The 19,660-nt window shown below is 76.0% G+C and carries 25 protein-coding genes; 7 read left to right on the forward strand and 18 right to left on the reverse strand.

The annotated features are described in order from the left end of the window. Positions 1–100: 100 nt before the first annotated feature. Positions 101–391 (forward strand): DUF1540 domain-containing protein, encoded by a 291-nt coding sequence (locus OG774_RS17825; RefSeq protein WP_274197515.1) that lies wholly within the window; start codon positions 101–103, stop codon positions 389–391. Here the strand turns inward: OG774_RS17825 and OG774_RS17830 are convergent. From OG774_RS17830 to OG774_RS17860, 7 genes are all read right to left on the reverse strand, one after another. After that, a complete protein-coding gene (locus tag OG774_RS17830; RefSeq protein WP_328302847.1) occupies positions 376–822 on the reverse strand; it encodes a hypothetical protein in 447 nt (148 codons plus the stop codon). The two genes, OG774_RS17825 and OG774_RS17830, sit on opposite strands and share 16 nt — an antisense overlap. A 67-nt stretch (positions 823–889) precedes the next feature. Next, on the reverse strand, positions 890–1,630 hold the full coding sequence (locus OG774_RS17835) for a class I SAM-dependent methyltransferase (protein ID WP_328302849.1): 741 nt from the start codon (positions 1,628–1,630) through the stop codon (positions 890–892). Next, on the reverse strand, positions 1,627–2,661 hold the full coding sequence (locus OG774_RS17840; protein ID WP_328302851.1) for a magnesium and cobalt transport protein CorA: 1,035 nt from the start codon (positions 2,659–2,661) through the stop codon (positions 1,627–1,629). The genes OG774_RS17835 and OG774_RS17840 overlap by 4 nt, the downstream gene beginning before the upstream one ends. Positions 2,662–2,687: 26 nt before the next feature. Beyond that, a complete protein-coding gene (locus OG774_RS17845; RefSeq protein WP_328302853.1) occupies positions 2,688–3,443 on the reverse strand; it encodes a CPBP family intramembrane glutamic endopeptidase in 756 nt (251 codons plus the stop codon). Further along, positions 3,440–5,350, reverse strand: coding sequence for an alpha/beta hydrolase (locus OG774_RS17850; protein ID WP_328302855.1), 1,911 nt, complete (start codon positions 5,348–5,350; stop codon positions 3,440–3,442). The genes OG774_RS17845 and OG774_RS17850 overlap by 4 nt, the downstream gene beginning before the upstream one ends. A gap of 90 nt (positions 5,351–5,440) precedes the next feature. Next, the gene (locus tag OG774_RS17855) at positions 5,441–6,637 is read right to left on the reverse strand and encodes an amidase (protein WP_328302857.1); all 1,197 of its coding nucleotides are present in this window, start codon (positions 6,635–6,637) and stop codon (positions 5,441–5,443) included. A gap of 35 nt (positions 6,638–6,672) precedes the next feature. Then, on the reverse strand, positions 6,673–7,197 hold the full coding sequence (locus OG774_RS17860; RefSeq protein WP_328302859.1) for a hypothetical protein: 525 nt from the start codon (positions 7,195–7,197) through the stop codon (positions 6,673–6,675). Positions 7,198–7,382: 185 nt separating this feature from the next. Here OG774_RS17860 and OG774_RS17865 point away from each other — a divergent pair, with 185 nt between their 5' ends. Then, positions 7,383–8,015: an L-threonylcarbamoyladenylate synthase gene (locus OG774_RS17865; RefSeq protein WP_328302861.1), complete on the forward strand. Its 633-nt coding sequence runs from the start codon at positions 7,383–7,385 to the stop codon at positions 8,013–8,015. Between the two features lie 14 nt (positions 8,016–8,029). Here OG774_RS17865 and OG774_RS17870 read toward each other — a convergent pair whose 3' ends face one another. From OG774_RS17870 to OG774_RS17885, 4 genes are all read right to left on the reverse strand, one after another. After that, on the reverse strand, positions 8,030–8,401 hold the full coding sequence (locus tag OG774_RS17870) for a hypothetical protein (protein ID WP_328302863.1): 372 nt from the start codon (positions 8,399–8,401) through the stop codon (positions 8,030–8,032). Then, positions 8,398–8,910 (reverse strand): STAS domain-containing protein, encoded by a 513-nt coding sequence (locus tag OG774_RS17875; protein WP_328311009.1) that lies wholly within the window; start codon positions 8,908–8,910, stop codon positions 8,398–8,400. Before OG774_RS17875 ends, OG774_RS17870 begins: the two co-directional genes overlap by 4 nt. 91 nt (positions 8,911–9,001) lie before the next feature. Then, positions 9,002–9,730: a TSUP family transporter gene (locus OG774_RS17880; RefSeq protein ID WP_328302865.1), complete on the reverse strand. Its 729-nt coding sequence runs from the start codon at positions 9,728–9,730 to the stop codon at positions 9,002–9,004. Between the two features lie 104 nt (positions 9,731–9,834). Next, positions 9,835–10,272 (reverse strand): DUF4333 domain-containing protein, encoded by a 438-nt coding sequence (locus OG774_RS17885; protein WP_328302867.1) that lies wholly within the window; start codon positions 10,270–10,272, stop codon positions 9,835–9,837. Between the two features lie 281 nt (positions 10,273–10,553). Here OG774_RS17885 and OG774_RS17890 point away from each other — a divergent pair, with 281 nt between their 5' ends. Then, the gene (locus OG774_RS17890) at positions 10,554–11,291 is read left to right on the forward strand and encodes a PP2C family protein-serine/threonine phosphatase (RefSeq protein WP_328302869.1); all 738 of its coding nucleotides are present in this window, start codon (positions 10,554–10,556) and stop codon (positions 11,289–11,291) included. Between the two features lie 78 nt (positions 11,292–11,369). Here the strand turns inward: OG774_RS17890 and OG774_RS17895 are convergent, their stop codons facing one another. Both OG774_RS17895 and OG774_RS17900 read right to left on the reverse strand, forming a co-directional pair. Continuing rightward, on the reverse strand, positions 11,370–12,854 hold the full coding sequence (locus OG774_RS17895; protein ID WP_328302871.1) for a sensor histidine kinase: 1,485 nt from the start codon (positions 12,852–12,854) through the stop codon (positions 11,370–11,372). Next, the gene (locus tag OG774_RS17900) at positions 12,851–13,549 is read right to left on the reverse strand and encodes a response regulator transcription factor (protein ID WP_328302873.1); all 699 of its coding nucleotides are present in this window, start codon (positions 13,547–13,549) and stop codon (positions 12,851–12,853) included. Before OG774_RS17900 ends, OG774_RS17895 begins: the two co-directional genes overlap by 4 nt. 125 nt (positions 13,550–13,674) lie before the next feature. Between OG774_RS17900 and OG774_RS17905 the strand changes: the two genes are divergently transcribed. From OG774_RS17905 to OG774_RS17915, 3 genes are all read left to right on the forward strand, one after another. Then, positions 13,675–14,244, forward strand: a complete 570-nt coding sequence (locus OG774_RS17905; RefSeq protein ID WP_328302875.1) for a hypothetical protein — start codon at positions 13,675–13,677, stop codon at positions 14,242–14,244. 277 nt (positions 14,245–14,521) lie between these two features. Then, positions 14,522–15,430 (forward strand): sulfite exporter TauE/SafE family protein, encoded by a 909-nt coding sequence (locus tag OG774_RS17910; protein WP_328302877.1) that lies wholly within the window; start codon positions 14,522–14,524, stop codon positions 15,428–15,430. A 36-nt stretch (positions 15,431–15,466) separates the two neighbouring features. Next, a complete protein-coding gene (locus tag OG774_RS17915) occupies positions 15,467–16,195 on the forward strand; it encodes an HAD family hydrolase (protein WP_328302879.1) in 729 nt (242 codons plus the stop codon). Here the strand turns inward: OG774_RS17915 and OG774_RS17920 are convergent. Continuing rightward, a complete protein-coding gene (locus tag OG774_RS17920) occupies positions 16,179–16,484 on the reverse strand; it encodes a hypothetical protein (RefSeq protein ID WP_328302881.1) in 306 nt (101 codons plus the stop codon). The genes OG774_RS17915 and OG774_RS17920 overlap by 17 nt on opposite strands. Positions 16,485–16,570: 86 nt before the next feature. After that, positions 16,571–16,756 (reverse strand): MerR family DNA-binding transcriptional regulator, encoded by a 186-nt coding sequence (locus OG774_RS17925; protein WP_274197535.1) that lies wholly within the window; start codon positions 16,754–16,756, stop codon positions 16,571–16,573. Positions 16,757–16,870: 114 nt separating this feature from the next. On the opposite strand from OG774_RS17925, the gene OG774_RS17930 reads away from it, so the two are divergent. Next, a complete protein-coding gene (locus OG774_RS17930; protein ID WP_328302883.1) occupies positions 16,871–17,152 on the forward strand; it encodes a hypothetical protein in 282 nt (93 codons plus the stop codon). Here OG774_RS17930 and OG774_RS17935 read toward each other — a convergent pair. From OG774_RS17935 to OG774_RS17945, 3 genes are all read right to left on the reverse strand, one after another. Continuing rightward, positions 17,118–18,443: a sensor histidine kinase gene (locus tag OG774_RS17935; protein WP_328302885.1), complete on the reverse strand. Its 1,326-nt coding sequence runs from the start codon at positions 18,441–18,443 to the stop codon at positions 17,118–17,120. The two genes, OG774_RS17930 and OG774_RS17935, sit on opposite strands and share 35 nt — an antisense overlap. Then, positions 18,440–19,150 carry a response regulator transcription factor gene (locus tag OG774_RS17940; protein ID WP_328302887.1) on the reverse strand — a complete coding sequence of 237 codons (711 nt, stop codon included), beginning with the start codon at positions 19,148–19,150 and terminating at the stop codon, positions 18,440–18,442. The genes OG774_RS17935 and OG774_RS17940 overlap by 4 nt, the downstream gene beginning before the upstream one ends. A gap of 65 nt (positions 19,151–19,215) precedes the next feature. Then, the gene (locus tag OG774_RS17945) at positions 19,216–19,560 is read right to left on the reverse strand and encodes a hypothetical protein (protein ID WP_328302889.1); all 345 of its coding nucleotides are present in this window, start codon (positions 19,558–19,560) and stop codon (positions 19,216–19,218) included. Positions 19,561–19,660 lie beyond the last annotated feature (100 nt).

Here is a 19,660-nt window from a genome sequence, read left to right on the forward strand (position 1 = left end):
GTCGCCCCAGGTCGGCGTGTGCCGGACGGGGCATTCGCCCTGATCAGGGCAGCCTTCGCTGCGTGGCGACGGCCCCCGCGGCAACGCCACCATCATCGTCATGACTTCGACCCAGGACATGCCCACGGTCCAGGCCTGTTCGGTGACCGCCTGCTCCTACAACGACAGCAAGACCTGCCACGCCGGTGCGATCACCATCGCCGGCGACACCGCCAAGTGCGGCACCTTCGTCGAGATCTCCTTCCGCGGCGGCCTCGACCGCAACGGTGTCGTGGGCGCCTGCCACCGCTCGGAGTGCAAGTTCAACGACAAGCTCGAGTGCACCGCGCCGTCGGTCGAGATCGGCCAGGGCTCGGACGTCGCCGACTGCCTGACCTACGAGGCCCGGTAGAGCTCCTCCAGCGGCGCGGCCGACCCGCTGGCGGGCTCGAGGACGAGCCCCCGTACGGGGTCGGCGCGCAGCGTGCCGTCCGCCATCGCCAGGGCGGCCACGCAGTCACCGTCGTCCACCAGCACCGCAGCACCCCGCGCGGCCACCGTCGCGAGCGCGCTGAGCACGGCGCGCCTCCCCGCGGCGTCGAGGCCGTCGGTGATGTGGTCGACGAGCACGATCGCGGCCCCGTCGACGCTGCCGGCGTCCTCGAGACGCCGGCGGCGCGTCGCGACACCCTCCGACGCGCCCGCGCTGACGCGGTGCACCGTCGCCGGCTGGCCCGTGTCCCCGCGCGCGGACGAGTCGTCGAGCATGTCCATGAGCCGGCGGCGCACGATCTGCTCGCCGAGCAGCACGGTCACCTCACCCGTGGGCAAACGCAACGTCACGGCAGCCTCCTCGCTTCGTGAGGGCAGGCTAACCTCGCTCCGCACCCGGAGTCGAGAGGCGATCACGTCACGAGCGCGCCGTCCGGAACGCCCCGGTCACGAAAGGCACGAGCACCGGGTCGGTGCCCACCCGCTCGGTGAGGAGGGCCCGGGCCCGTCGCTGCACGTCACGGCGCTCGGCCGCGGGCAGCGTGAGCACGCTCGAGTACGTCCCGAGCATCGCGGCCACGTCCTGCGCCGCCATCCACGCCGAGCGCCCGAAGACCCGCGATTCGCCGATGCCGAACGGCGCCCCGGCCGGCATCTCCAGCGCGAGCCCGGACCGCACCAGCGACGCCGACCCCTGCGCCTCGGCCCGCCCGATCCGGCGCAGGTCCGCGACCCAGTCGGTGTCGGGGTCGGAGTAGCTCCACATCAGGCCGAGCACGCCCCCGGGCCGCAGCACCCGCGCGATCTCGGTCGCGGCCCGCTCGGCGTCGAACCAGTGCCACGCCGACGCCGCCAGCACGACGTCCACCGACCCGTCCGGCAGCGGGATGTCCTCGGCCGTGCCGGCCAGGGCCCGCACGCCGGGGCTGCGCGCGGTGAGCACGGCCCGCATGGCGTCGTCGGGCTCGACCGCGACGACGTCGTGCACGCCCTCGGCGGCGAGCGCGCGGGTCACCAGCCCCGTGCCCGCGGCGAGGTCGAGCACCCGGCTCTGCGGCGACGGCACCAGCCACCGCAGGGCCTCGGCGGCCGGCGCGGGCCGCAGCCGGTCGTAGTCGTCCGCGGCGGCGCCGAACGAGCGGGCCCGCTCCGTCGTCACAGCCAGCCGCGCTTGCGGAAGACGAGGAACAGCGTCAGCGAGCCGATCACCATCAGCCCCAGCGCGAAGGGGTAGCCGAGGGTCCAGGCGAGCTCGGGCATGTGCTCGAAGTTCATGCCGTAGATCGCCCCGATGAGCGACGGGGTGAACAGGATGGCCGCCCAGGAGGAGATCTTCTTGACCTCCTCGCCCTGGGCCAGGCTGGTCTCGGAGAGCTTGCGCATCTCCTCGTTCTGGCGCTGCCCGACGAGCGCGGCGTTGACCTGCAGGATGTTGCCGAGCAGCTGGCGGAAGTTGTCGGCGGACTCCGAGGTCTGCGCGATGTGGTCGGCGACGTCGCGCAGGCCGCGGTGCAGGCCGATGCGCGCGTGGTCGTCGGCGGTCTCGGACAGGAGCCCGTCGAGCACCTCGCGCAGCGGGTCCACGGCCCGCTGGAGCTCGATGACCTCGCGGGAGAGCTGGTAGATGCGCCGCGAGACGCTCGGGTCGCCGCCGAAGACCTGCGTCTCGATCTGGTCGATGTCGTTGCGCAGGCCCCGCACGACGGGGCGGTAGTCGTCGACGATGCGGTCGAGCACCGCGTAGAGCACCGCCCGCGGGCCGAGCGCCAGCAGCTCCGGATCGCCCTCGAGGCGGGCGCGCACGGAGGACAGGTCGGGGGTCTCGGCGTGGCGCACGGTGACGACGAAGTCCTGCCCGAGGAACACGTGGATCTCGCCGACCTGGACGTCCTCGTCCTCGTCGACGTACCAGGCGGGCCGCAGGACGACGAACTCCGTGTCGTCGTAGCGCTCGAGCTTGGGCCGCTGGTGGGCGTGCACCGCGTCCTCGACGGCCAGCTCCGGCAGCTCGAGCTCGAGCGCCAGCTTGTCGAGCTCGGCCGTGTCGGGGCGCAGCAGGCCGATCCATGCGAAGCCGTCGTCGCCGGGCGTGCCGTCGCGCTCCCGGAGCGCGGCGAGGGTGCCGTCGAGCGAGTCGGGCTCCCTGTCACGGGCACCGCTCACGTACACCGCGTTGTCGACCACCGTCATCGCGACAGTCTCGCCTGCGACGTCCGTCAGTGCGCGAGCGCGACACCCGCGGCGACGAGACCGACCGCGTTCGTGCCCAGGTGGAGCCCGATGGGGGCGAGGACCGAGCCCGTCCGGTGGCGCAGCCAGCCGAGCGCGAGCCCGCCGACGACGGTCACGGCGAGCACGGTGAGCACCGAGGTCCACTGCAGCGTCGGCGGCAGCGGGACGGCGGAGGGGCCCATCGCGACGGTGAGGTGCCAGAGGCCGAACGCGACGGCGGTGACGCTGAGGGCCACCCGGGCCGACAGCGAGCGCACCGAGTGCCCCTGCAGCACGCCGCGGAACGCGAGCTCCTCGGCCAGCACGGTGCCGAGCGGGATGAGGACGAGCCCGCGCAGCAGCAGGGCGCCCGGGGAGGCGCCGGCCAGCTGGGGGTTCTCCAGCAGCTGGGGGGCGGCGACGAGGACGGCGCCGTAGCCGAGCACCGCGACGGCGATCGCGGCGCCGCCCCAGCGCAGCCCGGCACCCCAGGTGCCGCGTCCGATCCCGAGGTCGGCCCACGTCAGCCCGAGCAGCCGGGCCACGGTGACCATGGCCGCGACGCCGCCGAGGTTGAACAGCGCCTTGAGCACCGCGTCGGCGGGCAGCGCCGGGAGCACGACGTTGCTCCAGGCCAGCAGCAGGACCGCGACGACGGCCGGCGGGGCGAGCCGTCGCCAGTGGGAGGGGGTGTCCTCCTCGTCGTTCGTGTCGCCCCGGTCGGGGCACGCCTCGGCGGCCGTGTGCTGGGGAGCGGTCACATCCCCAGCATGCCTGCCACCCTTTCCGTGTCCGCAAGGGTCCACCCGTCGGGGGTACCCAGGGCGAGCCATCCGTCGAGCATCACGCCGCGGTACTGGTGACCATGGCCGTCAGGCACCCCGAGCGAGTTGGTCAGATCGATGGTGACCTGCCAGAACGTCACCACGGGGTACCAGTCCATCGCGGGCGAGACGTCGCGGCCCCTGGGATCGGCCAGCCACGCGGGGCGGGCCCAGAGCAGCGACGGGGACCACCACACCACCGGGTCCGAGGCGTGCTGCAGGTAGACGATCCGTGGCGAATCCCACGGAGCGGGTGGGCGCGCGAGGTCCTCGGGCGTCGCCCCGAACCGCACCTCGCGTCCCCCGTCGACGACCGGGAGGACCGCCGGCGTGCCCGGGTCCCGGCGCGCGGTCAGGGCGGAGTGCAGCCGGTTGGAGTTCGGCGGGCCCACCCAGAGCACCCCGTCGGCCTGGGCGCGGGCGTCGTCGACACCCGAGAAGGCGGCCTCCGAGCCCTGGGAGCCGAGGCTCTCGCCGAAGGCGAACAGCCGCGGCCGCCGGTCGGGGGGCATCTGCTCGACGCGGGCGTGCACGGCGTCGAACAGGGCCCGGCCCTCGGCCTCGGCGCGCGTGCGGTCGACGACGAACGACAGCCAGCTCGGCAGGTACGAGTACTGGGTGGCGACGATCGCGGTGTCCCCGCCCCACACCATCTCCAGGGAGTCGGCCGTCGGGGTGTCGATCCAGCCGGTGCCCGTGGTGGTGACGACGGCGAGCACCGACCGGTCGAACGCCCCGGTGCGCTCGAGCTCGGCTACGGCCAGGGCGGCGCGCTCCGAGGGCCCGGGCGCGGCGAGCAGGCCGACGTAGGCGCGGATCGGCTCCACCGGGGTGCGTCCGGACGCGGTGGCGAGCTCGGGGGGCGGGCGCCCGCCCGCGACGAAGGCCTGGCCCTCGCGTCCGATCGTGTCCCAGCGCACCGGCGAGGCGGGCGAGCCGGAGCGCAGCGGCGAGGTCGGGGCGGCGAGCCCGGGGTAGGGCGTGTCGTTCGTGGCGCTGAAGACGGCGTCGGCCACGCGCAGCCCGCCGCGCAGGACCACCGAGTCGAGCACCGTGACGACGAGGAGCAGCACGAGCACGGTGCCGGCGACGGTCGCGACCCGGCGGGGCATGTGGACGCGCCGGCGCAGCAGCTCCGCGACGCGGCCCGCGAGCCAGCGCACCCCGCGCCCGAAGCCGACGAGCACGCCGGCCACGACCACCGCGATCGGCCCGGCGCGCAGCCAGCCGTCGGTCGTCGGCTGCTCGAGGCCCATGAGCCCGGCGATCTGCCGCTGCCAGCCCGCGCCGGCGAGGAGCAGGCCGAACAGGGCGAGCGCCGCGGTCACCACGAGCACCAGCCAGGCCCCGGGCGTGAACCACACGGGGGTCGCGCGGTCCAGGCGGTCCGTGAGGTGCGTCCAGCGCCCCATGCGACGCAGGAGCCAGGCGAGGGCCACCCCGATCGCGTAGCCCAGGGCGGCGGAGATGCCGGTGGCGAGGCCCTGGAAGAGGTAGTCGCGGGGGATCAGCGACGGCGTCAGCGAGATGAGCCCGAAGGCGGTGCCCAGCACGAAGCCCGCGGGATGGGCGCGCGGGACGTAGCGCACCCACGCGGCGAGGCGCGGGGAGAGCAGCGGCGAGTCGGTGCCGAACTGGTGGCGCTGGCCGTCGCGGTGCCAGAGGTGGTGGTGGTCGAGCTCGTCGGCGAACTCCTCGAGGAACTCGACGTCGAGCCCGTCGTCGGAGTTCCTGGGCGAGTCACGGGGAAAGTCCGGGGTCGGGACACGGGGGGAGTCAGGGGGCGGGACGCGGGGTGACCCGGTGGGCGTCGCCCCCGCCGCCCGCGTCTCCCGGTCCGCCACGGCCCCCACTCTTCCCCCGTGCGCAAGGCGGTACACGGCTGGTGACCCACCCATGTGAGCGATGTTCACGGCTATGGCCGTGAACATCGCTCACGGCAGCAGGGGCTCCAGGCGGCGGCCCGCGGCGAGCAGGGCGTCCTCGCGGTCGGGGTGGCCGATCAGCTGGAGGCCCAGGGGCAGGCCGTCGGCGTCGCGCAGCCCGGGCACGGCGAGGGCGGGCAGGCCCATCACGTGCCAGGGCCTGCTGAGCACCGGGTCGCCGGTGGCCTCCAGGCCCGGCGGGGCGACGCCGAGGGCACCGGGAGCCAGGACCGCGTCGGCGTCGGCGAGACGCGCGAGCACCGTCTCCCGGGTGGCCGAGGAGCGCTCGCGGGCCGCGGTCAGCTCGCCGTCCGTGACCCCGTGGCCCTCGGCCACCAGGGCGGTGAGGTTCTCGCCGAGCCCGGGGAGCTCGGGCACGGTGGTCGCGGCCTCGGCGGCCATGACGGTCCGGTGGTCGGCGGTGGCCGCCCGGAGGTCGACGTCGAGGTCGGCGACGGTGGCCCCGTCCGCGCGCAGCCGGTCGATCGCGGCGGCGAGGGCGTCGCGCATCGCCGGGGAGACGTCGGCGACCGCGGTGCCGTCCCAGACCAGCAGGCGCAGCGGGTCCGTCGTCTCCGGAGCGGCGTCCCGTCCGTCGATCGCGGCCCGCGCGACGGCGAGGTCGGCGACGGTCGCGGCGAACAGCCCGAGGGTGTCGAGCCCGGGCGCCAGCGGCGCGACCCCGTCGTGCGGCAGGACCCCGCGGGCGACCGCGAGCCCGGCGACGCCGCAGTACGACGCCGGCCGCACCACCGAGCCCGCGGTCTGCGTGCCGACCGCCAGCGGCACCATGCCCGCGGCCACCGCGGCCGCGGACCCGCTCGACGACCCGCCCGGCGTGCGCGACGGGTCGTGCGGGTTCCGCGTGGGCCCCGGGTCGAAGTAGGCGAACTCCGTGGTCACGGTCTTGCCGACGACCACCGCCCCGGTGGCGCGCAGCAGGCGCACGATCCCGGCGTCGGCCGCCGCCGGCGGCGCGTCGACCAGCGCGCGCGAACCGCACCGGGTCGGCACGCCGGCGACGTCGACGATGTCCTTGATGCCCACCGGGACCCCGGCGAGCGGACCGTCACCCGCGGGTTCCGACGGCACCGGGGTGACCCACGCACGGACGTGGTCGTCGACCTCGGCGATGCGTTCGCGGGCCGCGACCGCGGCGTCGGGGTGTCGGGCGTCGTCGATCCGCCACGGAGCCACGAGATCCATGACGCCAGTCTGCCCACCCCGGTCGGGCCGCCGCGCTACGACGCGGAGCGGTCCGGGATGTCGATGATCTTCGTCTCGCCCGGGGGCGGCGGGATGTCGGCCGGGTTGCTCGGCGTGTACTGCCGCTGCGCCGAGGCCTGCTGCGTGGCGCTGCCGTCGCTCGCCGACCCGGCGTCCTGGCTGCCCGAGGCCTCGGAGTCCTCGGAGCCCACGGAGCCCACGGACGACCCGGTGTCGCACGAGGCGTCCTGCGAGCTGTCCTGCCCGTGCGATCCGCCGAGGCCCAGGTCGCCGAGCAGGCCGCCGACGAGGTCGTCGCCGGAGGCACCGCAGTCGGCCGGGTCCTGGGCGGAGTGCCCCGAGTGCCCGTCCTCGTGCCCGTTGCCGTGCCCGTTGCCGTGCCCGTTGCCGTGCCCGTCACCGCCGTGGCCGGGTGTCGCCAGCGCCAGGCCCGCCCCCGCACCGGTGAGGGTGAGGGCGGCCGTCGTGGCCACCACCCCCCGCCCGACGAGGCGGACCACGTCAGCGGGGCGTTCGTCCTGGATGCGGTGAGCGCTCATCCGAGTTCCTCCTCCAGCGTGATCACGATGCGCCGAAGGGCGTATCGAAGTCTCGGTCACGCTCCGCGTAGGTCTCGATCCGGTCACAAGCCTCGATGGAGTGCCCCTCCGACACGGGGTCCAATCATCCCGTCGCCGCCGCTCGGGTGTCGCGCAGCGGGCCGCAGCGCACCTACCCTGCGGCGATGGCCGCTCCCACGCGCGCGAGGTACGTCGAGGTCCACCCCCGCAACCCGCAGCGACGGGCGGTCACCGCCACCGTCGACCTCCTCCGCGAGGGCGGGCTGATCGCCTATCCCACCGACTCGTGCTTCGCGCTCGGCTGCGCGCTGGGCAACCGCGAGGGGCTCGAGCGCATCCGCACGATCCGCCACCTCGACGAGCGCCACCACTTCACGCTGGTGTGCCGCGACTTCGCCCAGCTGGGCCAGTTCGTCCGCGTCTCCACCCCGGTGTTCCGGTCGGTGAAGGCCGCGACGCCCGGCTGCTACACGTTCATCCTGCCGGCGACCAAGGAGGTGCCGAAGCGGCTGCTGCACCCCCGCAAGCGCACCGTCGGGGTCCGCATCCCCGAGCACCCGGTGGCGGAGGCGCTGCTGGCCGAGCTCGGCGAGCCGCTGCTCTCCTCGACCCTGCTCCTGCCCGACACCGAGGAGCCGCTGACCTCCGGCGCCGACATCCACGAGCGGCTCGGCAACCAGCTCGACGCCGTCATCGACTCCGGCGAGTGCGGCACCGAGCCGACCACGGTCATCGACCTCTCCGGCGACGAGCCCGAGCTGGTGCGGCAGGGCGCGGGGCACGGCTTCCAGTGGTGAGGCGACGCGGCCGGTCAGCCCCGGGCGTCACCCGCGACGGCGCCGTCGGCCCCGGGGTCCCACCGCCGCGGCAACCGGTCGAGCGCAGCGCGCAGGGCGAGGTACGCGTCCTCGAACTCGGTCACGGCCAGGTGCGCGCACGCGGTCCGCACCGCGGCGGCGACCTCGTCGAGCCCGGCCCGGTGCCCGTCACCGTTGGGCGCCGACTCGTGGGCCATCAGCGCTGCCCTCAACATGCGGTCGACCCGGCCGTCGCGCAGCGCGGCCGAGGGGACCGCGATGTCGGCGAGCGCACCCAGGGCCGCCCGTACCGCCTCGCCCAGCTCCGGGGGGCGGGCGTTGCCGCCACCACCGGCCCGCGGGGGCGGGGAGGTCACCGCGCTCATCGCGCCGATCCCGCCGTGACGCGCCGTCCGATCGCCGGGTGGGTCGCGGTGAGGAGGACCCGTCGGTCGAGGGCGACGAGACGAAAGGGGCGTCGCACCGTGCGGTGGTCGGCGACGACGACCAACCGGACGTCGTGCTCCTCGGCGGTCTGTTGGGCGGAGGCGATGACGTCGAGCCCGGAGGCGCCGAAGAACGTGACCCCGGAGAGATCACACACGACCTGCGGGGACGGGTCGTCGAGGGCGGGGTCGCCCCCGCGATCCCGCTCCGCGGCGACCGCGACGAGGGCGTTCTGCACGACGTCGCCGAAGCGAGGGGCGGTGAGCATGTCGATCTCACCGATGACACGCACGAGCACGAGCCCACGCCGTGGCTGCGTCGGGGCGATCGTCAGGCCGCCGAGCGGCTCGTCGGGACAACGAGGTTCCGGTGCGGCCGAGCCGTCGAACCGTTGGTCACGAGGCGCGCGCATGAGCGCCACCCCTTCCACGAGGAACGAGTACCGCATGGCCTCGTGGGGGTGAAGCTGCGGGTAGCCCCAGTACTGTGCCCCGGCCCTGCGGGGGCTGTCCACCCGAACGGTCGTCGTCGGAGGGCGCTCAGAGGGTGAGCAGGCCCCGGACGACGGTGGCGAGCCCGCCCATCAGGGCCAGGACGACGACCGCCCGGCGCGCCGTGGCGGGGTCGAGGCGCCGGTGGACGACGTCGCCCAGGACGACCCCCACGGCCAGGGCCAGGAGACCGGTACCCCAGACCGCCGGGGCGAGGCGGGGGACGCCCTTGCCCAGGAGCGCGAGCAGGTTGATGACGAGCAGGACGAGCTGCGCGGTCGGCACGAAGACGTCGGTGCTCCATCGCCGGGCGAGCGCGAACGCCGAGATCATCGGCCCGCCCACGCCCGCCGCGGCGTTGACGAACCCGGCGACGGCGCCGGCCCCGACGGCCCCGGGCGTGCCGTTCATCCACCCGCCGAGACGCGGGACGAGCGAGACCACCACGGCGCCGATGGCGAGCAGGCCGACCACGACCAGTAGTGGTCCCTCGGGCAGCACGCCGACCACCCAGGCGCCGAGCGGGACCGTGACGAGGGCGCCGGCCAGGAGCAGTCCGGCGGACCGGAGGTCGACCCCGCGCCAGGTCCGCGCCAGCACGACGGCGCACAGCAGCACCTGCAGGGCGTTGCCGAACGACACGCCGTCACGAGGGCCCAGGATGGCGACGAGGAACGGCGCGCCGACGAGGGCCAGACCGAGACCGGTCGCCCGCTGGGTGAGCGCCCCGAGGAGCACCGGGCCCAGGACGAGCGCCGCCGTCCCCGCCGCGCTCACGGGCGCGACGGGGACGGCGGTGTCATGCGGTCATCATGACCGCCGGGATCGGCGGTCGATCGTCACCGGTCGACCGTCACCGGTCGACCGTCACCGGTCGACCGTCACTGGGGGATGATGTCGAAGTTCACGGTGTCGCCCTGGACGGCGGTCACCCGCACGAGCAGCGTCGACGTGGTGCCCGCGTCGGTGCCGGTGCACGTGATGCTCGCGCCGACCTCGCCCTCCAGCGACGAGGGGCAGTCCACCTGGCTCGCGTCCACGCCGTACTGCTGGGCGATCTGCTGCTCGACCTGGTCGGCCGTGACCGTCGGCGACCCGAAGACCATCGCGAGCGCGAACAGGGCCACGAGGATCGCGACGAACACCCCGACCACGATCCCGATGATCTTGCCGGCCGAGCTCTTGCGCACGGGCGGTGGCGGAGGGTAGCCGCCGTATCCCGGACCGGGAGGTGGGCCGCCGTAGGGCATCCCGGACGGACCCTGCGGCATCGGCGGGTACGGGAAGCCGGCGGGGGGCGGCGGTGCCTGCTGCGACATGGGAACTCCTCGATGCGACGGGGGCTGCGCGGGGACCGGCGGGGCCGGATCGGCGCGGAGCGGGGACCGGCCGACGAGAAGGAGCATAGAACACGGAGAGCGACGAGAAACCCTCCTGGCTACTCCATCAGAGCTATCTCAGCGTTTCGCCAGAGACACGCGGTCGCTCGACCCACCCGCGGTCCTCATCGCGCGCACAGGCTGCGCCCAGGGAGCCCGCCCACCCTGGTCGGTAGGCGCACGGAGCACCGGCGCCGACCACCGGCGAAGAGGGCCCGTCCATGACCGCCGCCGTCACCGTCCCGTCCGGCACCGTCGCGGCCGGCGCCACCTCCTCCGCCGCCGACGTCCTCGTCGGGCACGCGACCCACCGCGGTCCCCGGCAGCACCAGGCCGACGCCGTCGCCTCCCACCGGGCGCCGTGGGGTCGTCTCGCCGTCGCGGTCGCCGACGGGGTCGGGGACTCCGAGGACGCCGGGTTCGCCGCGCGCCTCGTGGCCGACCACGCGGTCCGCGTCGCGGCCCTCGAGGGCAGGCCCGACACCGCGCTGCTCGCCGCCCACGACCTGCTGGAGGCCACGCAGGACCTCGTCCCCGGCGACGCCGCCGCCGTCGTCGCCCTCGCCCCCGGCCCGGGCGAGCCGCGCTGGCGCATGGCGTGGGTGGGCGACTGCCGCGCGCTGGCGTGGGACGGGCGCACCCTGCGCACGCTGACGAGCGACCACACGTTCGCCGCGCGCGTGCGGGCCCTGGGGCTGACCCCGCACCCGCACCTCGAGCACGTCATCACCACGAGCGCGCGGACCGCCGGACCCCGGGACGTCGGGATCGCGGTGGTGGACGACCCGGGGACCCTGCTGCTCGTCAGCGACGGCGTCCACCGCGCGGTGTCGGGGTCCGCGATGGCCGCGGTCCTCGCCGCGGGCGGCGGCGCCGGCGAGCGCGCGGCGCGCCTCGTCCGGCTCGCCGAGGCCGCGGGGCTCACGGACAACGCCACCGCGCTGGTCGTCGCCGGCTGAGATGTGGGAGCGAGGGACGCCTCGCCTGCGCCCGACGCAGCGAGGGCGTCCCTCGCTGCCAGCACCCCGGGCCTCGCGTCAGCCCGGGCGCGGCAGGGTCAGGCGGAGGCGGGCGCCGACCTCGGACTCGACGACGCGCAGGTCCCCGCCGTGCGCGCGGGCCAGGGCGCGCGCGATGGGCAGGCCGAGCCCGGCGCCACCGGCGTCACGGGTGCGTGCGTCGTCGAGGCGGACCAGGCGGTCGAAGACGCGCTCGCGGTCCGCCGCCGGGATCCCCGGGCCCTCGTCGGCCACGTCGAGCACCGCATCGGCGCCCTCGACGGTCACCTCGATCCGCACGGTGCCCTCGACCGGTCCGTGGCGCCGGGCGTTCTCCAGCAGGTTGGCGAGGATCTGCGTGACCCGTCCCGGGTCGGCGTCGACGGTGGTGGGCGGGCCGTCGACCTCGACGGCGAGGCCGGGGGCGAGCAGCGCGATCCGCTCGGCCTGCGCGGCGGCCAGCTCGGTGAGGTCCACGGGCCGGCGGTCGAGCGGGGTGCCGTCCTCGATGCGCGCGAGCTCGAGCATGTCGTTGACCAGCGCCCCCGCCCGCCGCGTCTCGCGCACGAGGGTGGTGGCGAGGCGCTCGCGGCGCTCGAGGTCGCCGTCGGGGTGGCGCACGAGCGACTCGGCGAGTGTCTGGACGCCGGCGATCGGCGTCCGCAGCTCGTGGGCGGCGTCCGAGAGGAACCGCCGGGTGCGCACCTCGGAACGCCGCGCCTCCCCGGCCGCGTCCTCGGCGCGCGTCTGGGCGGACTCGAGCTCGTCGAGCATCGCGTCGAAGGCTGCCGCCGTGCGTCCCAGCTCGGTGTCGGTGCGCTCGGGACGCAGCCGCCGGCCCCGGTCGCCTGCGGCGATGTCGCGCGCCAGGACCGTCATGTCGTCGAGCGGGCGCAGCGCGATCCGCACGCCGACGAACAGGGCGACGGCCACGACGCCGAGCCCGAGCCCACCGACGCCGATCATGATCACACGCAGCCGCCGGAGGACGCCGTCGTTCTCCCCCGGCTCCACGGCCAGCACCAGCCGCGAGCCGTCCGGCAGGGCGACCGTGCGGACGTCGTCCCGCCCGGCGCGCGAGGGACGCGGGCCGTCCGGCGCGCCCGGGACGTCCGGCCGGCCCGGCGCGACCGGCACCGGCCCGTCCGGTGCGCCGGGCCCGCCCGGCCCGTCGGGTGCGCCCGGCCGGCCGCGTCCCCGGGGACCGTCGTCGTCCGACCCGGCGACCCGGCGTCCCGCGGCGTCGAGCAGGACCGCGCGGATGCCCTGCCCGTCGACGGCCTCGACCAGCGACGGGCCCGTCGACCCCGCCGCGACGAGCAGACCGGCCCGAGCGGCGCGGTCGTCGAGGCGGCTCTGCTGGTCGCGGCGCAGCTGGGCGTCGAGCGAGAGGTCGACGGCGACCCCGATGACCACCAGCGCCAGCGCCACCACCAGCAGGACGAGCGCGGTGACGCGGAAGCGCAGCGAGCGCGTCGCCGACCAGCCCTCGGGCAGCGACAGCCGGGCCCAGGAGCGGCTCACGCGCTCTCCCCCGCCACCGGGCGCAGGGCGTAGCCCAGGCCCCGCACGGTGTGGACGACGCGTGGGCCGTGGGCCTCGAGCTTGCGGCGCAGGGCGCTCACGTGGACCTCGACGAGGTTGGGGTCGTAGGCGTCGTAGCCCCAGACCTGGGTGAGGATCTGGTTCTTCGTGACGGTGCGCCCGCGCTGCTCGACGAGGTAGCGCAGCAGGCGCAGCTCGGTGGCGGTGAGCTCGAGGACGGCGCCGCCGCGGGTCGCGGTGCCCGCCTCGTCGTCGACGACGAGGTCGCCGACCGTCATGGCCGTCGGCACCCGTCCCCGCCGCCGCAGCACGGCGCGCACCCGGGAGACCAGCTCGGCGAGCAGGAACGGCTTGACGACGTAGTCGTCGGCGCCGCCGTCGAGGCCGTGCAGGCGGTCGGCGAGCGCGTCGCGGGCGGTGAGCAGCACCAGCCCCGCGTCGCTGCGCTCGCGCACCACGCCGAGCAGCCGGAAGCCGTCACGGCCGGGCAGCATGACGTCGAGGACGACGAGGTCGGGCCGGAACCCGTCGAGCAGCTCCTCGAGGCCCTCGCCGTCGCCGCGCCCGAGCGCGCGGAAGCCCGCGTCCTCGAGCGCCTCGACGACCGACTCGCGGATCGCCGTCTCGTCCTCGACGACGAGCACGCGCGCCGCCGTGCCCCAGGTGCCACCCACACCCGGATCCTGGCCCCCTGCTCCTGAACGGGACCTGAAGACCCGCCCGCACACCGGTGGCTTCAGGCCGGGTTCAGCCGCGCTGCCCATCGTCGGAGGTCCCCGAGCACGAGTGGAGACCACCGATGAGCGAGACACCGCAGTCCGGCACCCCCGACGGCGACCCGCCGACCCGACCGACCGACCGGTCCCCGGGGACGACCGGTCCACCCACGCGATGGCAGCGGACCACCCGCCCGTCCGGCTGGACCCGCCGCACCGCGATCGTCGTGGCCGGCGTCGTCGGGCTGCTGCTCGGCGTGCTGCTGGCCGGCGGCGTGCTGGCCGCGACCGTGGGTGGCGGCCACGGTGACGGGCCGCGGGACCGGGGTCCCGGCACGAGCGCCGAGGGGCGCGGCGGACCGGGCGGTCCCGGGGCTCCGGGCCGCCCGCCCGGTCCCCACGGCGGTCCCCGTGGCGAGCGCGGCGGTGCCGCCGGCGCGTCGGGCCCGATCGTCGTCCAGGTCCAGCCGGGTGCGACCGTGCAGGTGGCGCCGGGCGCGACGGTCCAGACGGTGCCGGGCGCCCAGGCCCAGCCGGGGCAGCCCGCCCAGCCCGCCCAGCCCACGCAGCCGGCCCAGCCCACTCAGCCGGCCCAGCCCACTCAGCCGGCCGTGCCCGCGCAGCCGGGACAGCCCGCTCCCGTGCCGGGCTGATCGCCCTCGAGCGGCGGCGTGGCGGCGGTCACAGCGGTGCGTCGGATCGCTGTCCTCCGCCGCGTCGCCGTGTGAGGATCACGGCGTGTCCGACTCGGGAGTGGTCCTGGTGCGCCGTGCGCACGTCGACCTCCTCCGTGTCACCTCGGCCGGGTGTCGCCTCCCCCGCCGCTGACCGTCCACGTCTCGTCCGGTCGCGGGTCCGTCCCCGATCGGGTCGCCACATGCCCCGGTGTGCGGGCGCGCGGGCCCGCCCCTGCCATCACCGAGGAATCCTGTGCGCACGTTCCTGCTCTTCGCCCTCGCCGGCCTGATCGCCCAGCTCGTCGACGGCTCCCTGGGCATGGCCTACGGCGTCACGTCGACGTCGGTGCTCCTGGCGGCGGGCACGGCGCCCGCCATCGCCTCCGCCTCCGTCCACCTCGCCGAGGTGGGCACCACCCTCGCCTCCGGCGCCTCCCACTGGCGCTTCGGCAACGTCGACTGGCGGGTGGTCGGCATCCTCGCGGTCCCCGGCGCCGCCGGCGCGGTGCTCGGCGCCTACGTCCTGGTGAACATGACCGAGGACGCCGAGCCCTACATGGCCGGCATCCTGCTGCTGCTCGGCGTGTACGTGCTGCTGCGCTTCAGCTCCCGCGCGGTCGCGAAGCGCGTCGTCTCCGGGCCGCGGCCCGGCGGCAGGTTCCTCGGCCCGCTCGGCCTGGTCGCGGGCTTCCTCGACGCCTCGGGCGGGGGCGGCTGGGGCCCGGTGGCCACGTCGAGCCTGCTCGCGTCGGGCCGTCTCGAGCCCCGCAAGGTCGTCGGCTCGGTGGACACCTCGGAGTTCGTCGTCGCCCTCGCGGCCAGCATCGGCTTCCTGTTCACGCTCTCGCAGGAGGGCATCGACTACACGGTCGTCCTCGCTCTGATGGTCGGCGGCGTGATCGCGGCGCCGTTCGCGGCCTACATCGTCCGGCTGCTGCCCGCCCGCGTGCTGGGCACCGGGGCCGGCGGCCTGATCATCATCACCAACGCCCGCACGCTGCTGAACAGCGTCGACGTGGCCACGGGCATCGTGACCACCGTGCTGATCGTGCTGGCGGTGCTCTGGGTCGTGGCGATCGTCGTCGCCGTGCGCAGCGCCCGCCGCGAGCGCGCGCTCAACGAGTCCGCCGTGGTCGAGGAGGACAGCACCCCCGCCGCCTGAGGACGCCGTCTGACGCGGGGGGCCACACTGATCGACGTGCGCGCCCTGTTCGACCTTCCCGCGGCCTACCGCCCGTCCGACGACGACCGGGCCGCGCCCGTCCCGCCGGTCGAGGCGGTGCTCTGCGACTTCAGCAACACGCTCTTCCGGATGATCGGCACCGAGGAGTGGCTGCGCCGGGTGGCCGCCGACACGGGGCGCGAGCTCGGCGACCCCGGGGCGGTGCTCGCCGCCCTCGACGTGGCGGCCGCGGAGCCCGAGGTCGCGGCCGCACAGGTGGGCCGCGACCTCGACGCCGACGCGCACCGGCGCGCGATGCGCGCGTGGTTCTCGCGCGTGCCCTACCTCGCGGGCATCGAGGACGCCGCGCAGGCGCGGGTGGTGGCCGAGGACTCGTGGGTGCCCTACGGCGACACCGGATCGTTCCTCGCGGCCCTCGCCGAGCGGGGCGTGCCGGTCGGCGTGGTGAGCGACATCGGCTGGGACATCCGCAGCCACGCCCGCACCGCCGGACTCGACGGACTCGTCGGCACCTGGGTGCTCTCCTGCGAGGAGGGCACCGAGAAGCCGGACCCCGCGCTGTTCCGCACCGCCTGCGAGCGCCTGGGCGCCGACCCCCGGCGCACGCTCATGGTCGGCGACAACCCGGTGCGCGACGGCGGCGCCGTCACCGCCGGCCTGCGGGCCTTCGTGCTGGCCGGCGAGCAGCGCGAGCGGGAGCGCGGGCTGCGCGACGTGCTCGCGCTGGTCAGCCCACGCGGGTGACGCCGGGCGCCACGAGCTCCCGGGCCACCGGTCTCGCCGCACGCCGCACCCAGCCGCCCACGACCTGGGCCACCGACCACCCCTCGGCGGCGAGCAGCGAGGCGATCTCGACGTCGCTCGCCCCGAGCGCGACGTCGGCCTCGTCGAGCACGCCGACCAGCCAGCGCTCGCACCGACGCACCACCTCGTCGCCCGGCACGGCCGGCGAGAAGCCCTCGGAGAGCAGCCGACCGAGACCGAGGGGTTCGGTGTCGAAGGGTCCGGGCAGGACCTCGTCGCCGTCGGGCATGGCGCCTCCTCCTCCTCCGCGGGTGGCGGACGGCGTCGACGCTAACCCTGCCCACCGACAGCGACGGGCGGCTCGGTCGGTCGTCCTCAGTCCTCGTCCGGGGCGATCCCGATCTGGCGGCGCAGCTTGGCGACGTTCCACCGGTACTGCCCCGACGGCAGCGTGATCTCGGGCGTGACGAGGCCGGCCCGGACGTAGCGCTGCAGCGTGCGCGGGCTGACGCCCAGCGCCTTCGCGGCCTCCGGGGTCGAGACGAGGTCCGACGGGGACATGGCGGGCAGCCTATGTCGCCGGTGTCGTCCGAACGACGTAATGGCGCCGCTGTCGCGGATTTCGTGAATGACACCGCTGTCGTTCATGACGTCGGTGTCGCTAGCATCGGCGACATGGACGACACCGGCGACATCCGATTACCCCGCTCGGGCGGCCCCCGGCGCTACTGGCTCGACGCGCGACGCTTCCGCGGGCCGCTGCACACCCCCGCCCGCAACGACCACGAGCAGCACGAGTCCGACGACCTGGCCGCGCTCGTCGAGATCGCGCGCGTCCTGGTCTCGGAGGGCTTCACCGCCTGGATCTACGAGCGCGTCCGGCGCAGCGCGCCCTGGCCCGAGGCGTGGGACCTGAGGTTGGTCACCCAGCTCGATCCGGGCCGAGGGCCAGGCTGACCCGCAGGCCACCCGTCGGGGCGTCCCCGAGCGCCACCCGACCGCCGTGGCGGGCCGCCTGCTGCGCCACCAGCGCCAGGCCCAGCCCCGAGCCCGGCGCGCCCGCGGTGCTCCCGCGCACGAACCGGGCGAGCACGGCCTCCCGCTCGTCCGCGGGCAGGCCGCCCCCGTCGTCGTCGACGGTGAGCACGATCCCGCCGTCGGCGCCCGCGTGGGCACCCAGCCGGACGGTGCCCGCGCGACCGTGCCGCACGGCGTTGACGACGGCGTTCGCCAGCGCCATCCGCAGCCCCTCCGGCGACGCGCGGACCGACTCCGGGGTCGCCGGGTCCGGCTCCTCGACGACCACCTCGAGCCCGCTGTGGGCGCGTCGCGCGTCCTCGGCGGCCAGGCGCAGGACGTCGGCCACCCCGATCGCCTCGCCGCCGGCGGCGTCGGGCAGGTCCCCGGTGGCGAGCTGGCCCAGGGCGGTCAGCGTGGCCTCCACCCGGGCCTGGGCGCGCCGCACGTCGGCGAGCACCTCGTCGCGCTCGGGCAGGTCGGGATGGGCCGCCAGGACCTCGAGGTCGGTGCGCATCGACGTCAGCGGCGTCCGGAGCTCGTGGCGGGCGGCCGCGGCGAAGTCGCGCGCGGCGTGCAGCGAGGCCGTGCTGCGCTCCTGCTCGGCGTTCAGGCGGGCGAGCATGGCCGACAGCGCGTCGGCGAGCTCCTCGGACTCGCGCGACCCGTCGGCGCGGACCGTCGGCGGCGCGGCCTCCGGGTCGGTGGCCGCGCGGTCGAGCGTCGCCGCCTGCGCGGTGAGCCGGCGCATCGGGCGCACCGCGCGCCCGGCGAACAGCCACCCCAGGCCCGCCGCCAGGGCGACCGCCGCGACCCCGAGCCCGGCCACCAGACGCTGCCGCTCCGCGACCCGTGCGCGGGTGTCGTCCTCGGTCGCGCCCACCGTCACCAGCGAGCCCGGCGCCGGGCCCGGCGCGGTGCGGATGCGGTAGTCGACGCCCGCGACCGTCACCGAGGTCGGGATGCCGATCGGGGAGAGCGGCAGCTCGGGCCCGCTCACCCGCCGGGCCTCGCCGGCCGGGTTCCGCAGCGTGACGGCGAGGTCGGCGCGCGTCGAGGCGAACGAGCCGAGCACCGCCGGCGAGCCGGGCACCAGGCTGCGGTCGAGCCGCTCGGTCTGCTCCCGGGCCAGCAGCACCGAGGCCAGCACGCCGACGAGGACGACGACGACGGTCGCGGCCAGGGCGGCGGCGAGGGCGACGCGCGCCCGCAGCGAGAGGGAGCGCCTCATCCGCCCGCCCGCAGCACGAACCCGACCCCGCGCACGGTGTGCACGAGCCGGGGCGTGCCGTCGGACTCCAGCTTGCGGCGCACGTACCCGACGAAGACGTCGACGACGTTGGTGTCGGTGGCGAAGTCGTAGCCCCACACCAGCTCGAGCAGGCGCTCGCGGGTGAGCACGACCTCGGCGTTGCGGGCGAGGACGACGAGCAGCTCGTACTCGCGCTTGGTCAGCTCGACCGCTCGGTCCCCGACGTGGACGGTGCGCCGGGCGAGGTCGACGGTCAGCGGCCCCGCCGTGAGCGTCTCGCCGAGGGCGGGCTCGGCCGGGGTCGTCGACCGCGCGCCCCGTCGCAGCAGGGCGCGCAGCCGCGCCACGAGCTCGGTGAGCGCGAACGGCTTGACCATGTAGTCGTCGGCCCCGGCCTCGAGCCCGACGACGCGGTCGTCGACGGTGTCGCGCGCCGAGAGCACGCACACGGGCACGTCGTGGTCCATCGCCCGCAGCGCCGTCACGACGGCCACCCCGTCCATGCCGGGCAGCCCGAGGTCGAGGACGACGGCGTCGGGGACGCGCTCGTGCACCGCCCGCAGCGCGCCCGGCCCGTCCTGCGCGGAGCGCACGGTGAACCCCGAGAGCCGCAGGCCGCGCTCGAGCGACGCCCGTACGTCGGCGTCGTCGTCGACCACCAGCAGGTCGGGGTTCGACTCGCTCATGGGCGCGGATGGTGCCACCGCGTCCGGGAGGGTCCGCGCGGTGGCGGTCGCGCCGTCGGGCCCGCTCAGCGGTCGGCGCACGGCCGGGCGGCGCGCTCGACCCGCCGGCTGACCTCGGCCAGGCGCGCGGCGAGCTCCGGGTCCTGGGCGGACGCCGGGCCGGAGGGCTGCTCGCGCAGCCGGTCGATCTCGCTGCGTGCCTCGGGCGAGAGCGTCAGCGGGGCGCCGCCGGTGGCGCCGGGACGCAGCCGCGCGGTGCAGGGCGCCGGGCCGGTGCCGGCAGCGGCCGCGGCCGGCGTCGCGGCCGGGGCCTCGGTCGGGGCTGGGGCCGGCCCGGCGGCGCACCCGCCGAGCAGGAAGAGCCCGGCCACGACCGGTCCGGCGAGCACCGGCAGGCGACGGAAGTCCATCTCCTCGATCTCCTCACGACACGGGTGACCGATCGGGGGCGGCCGCCTCGTGATCCACCCTGTCCACCGCCCGTGACGCAGCTCTGTGGCGACTCTGAGG

It is taken from the genome of Actinomycetospora sp. NBC_00405, from assembly GCF_036044095.1.
GTDB lineage: Bacteria > Actinomycetota > Actinomycetes > Mycobacteriales > Pseudonocardiaceae > Actinomycetospora > Actinomycetospora callitridis.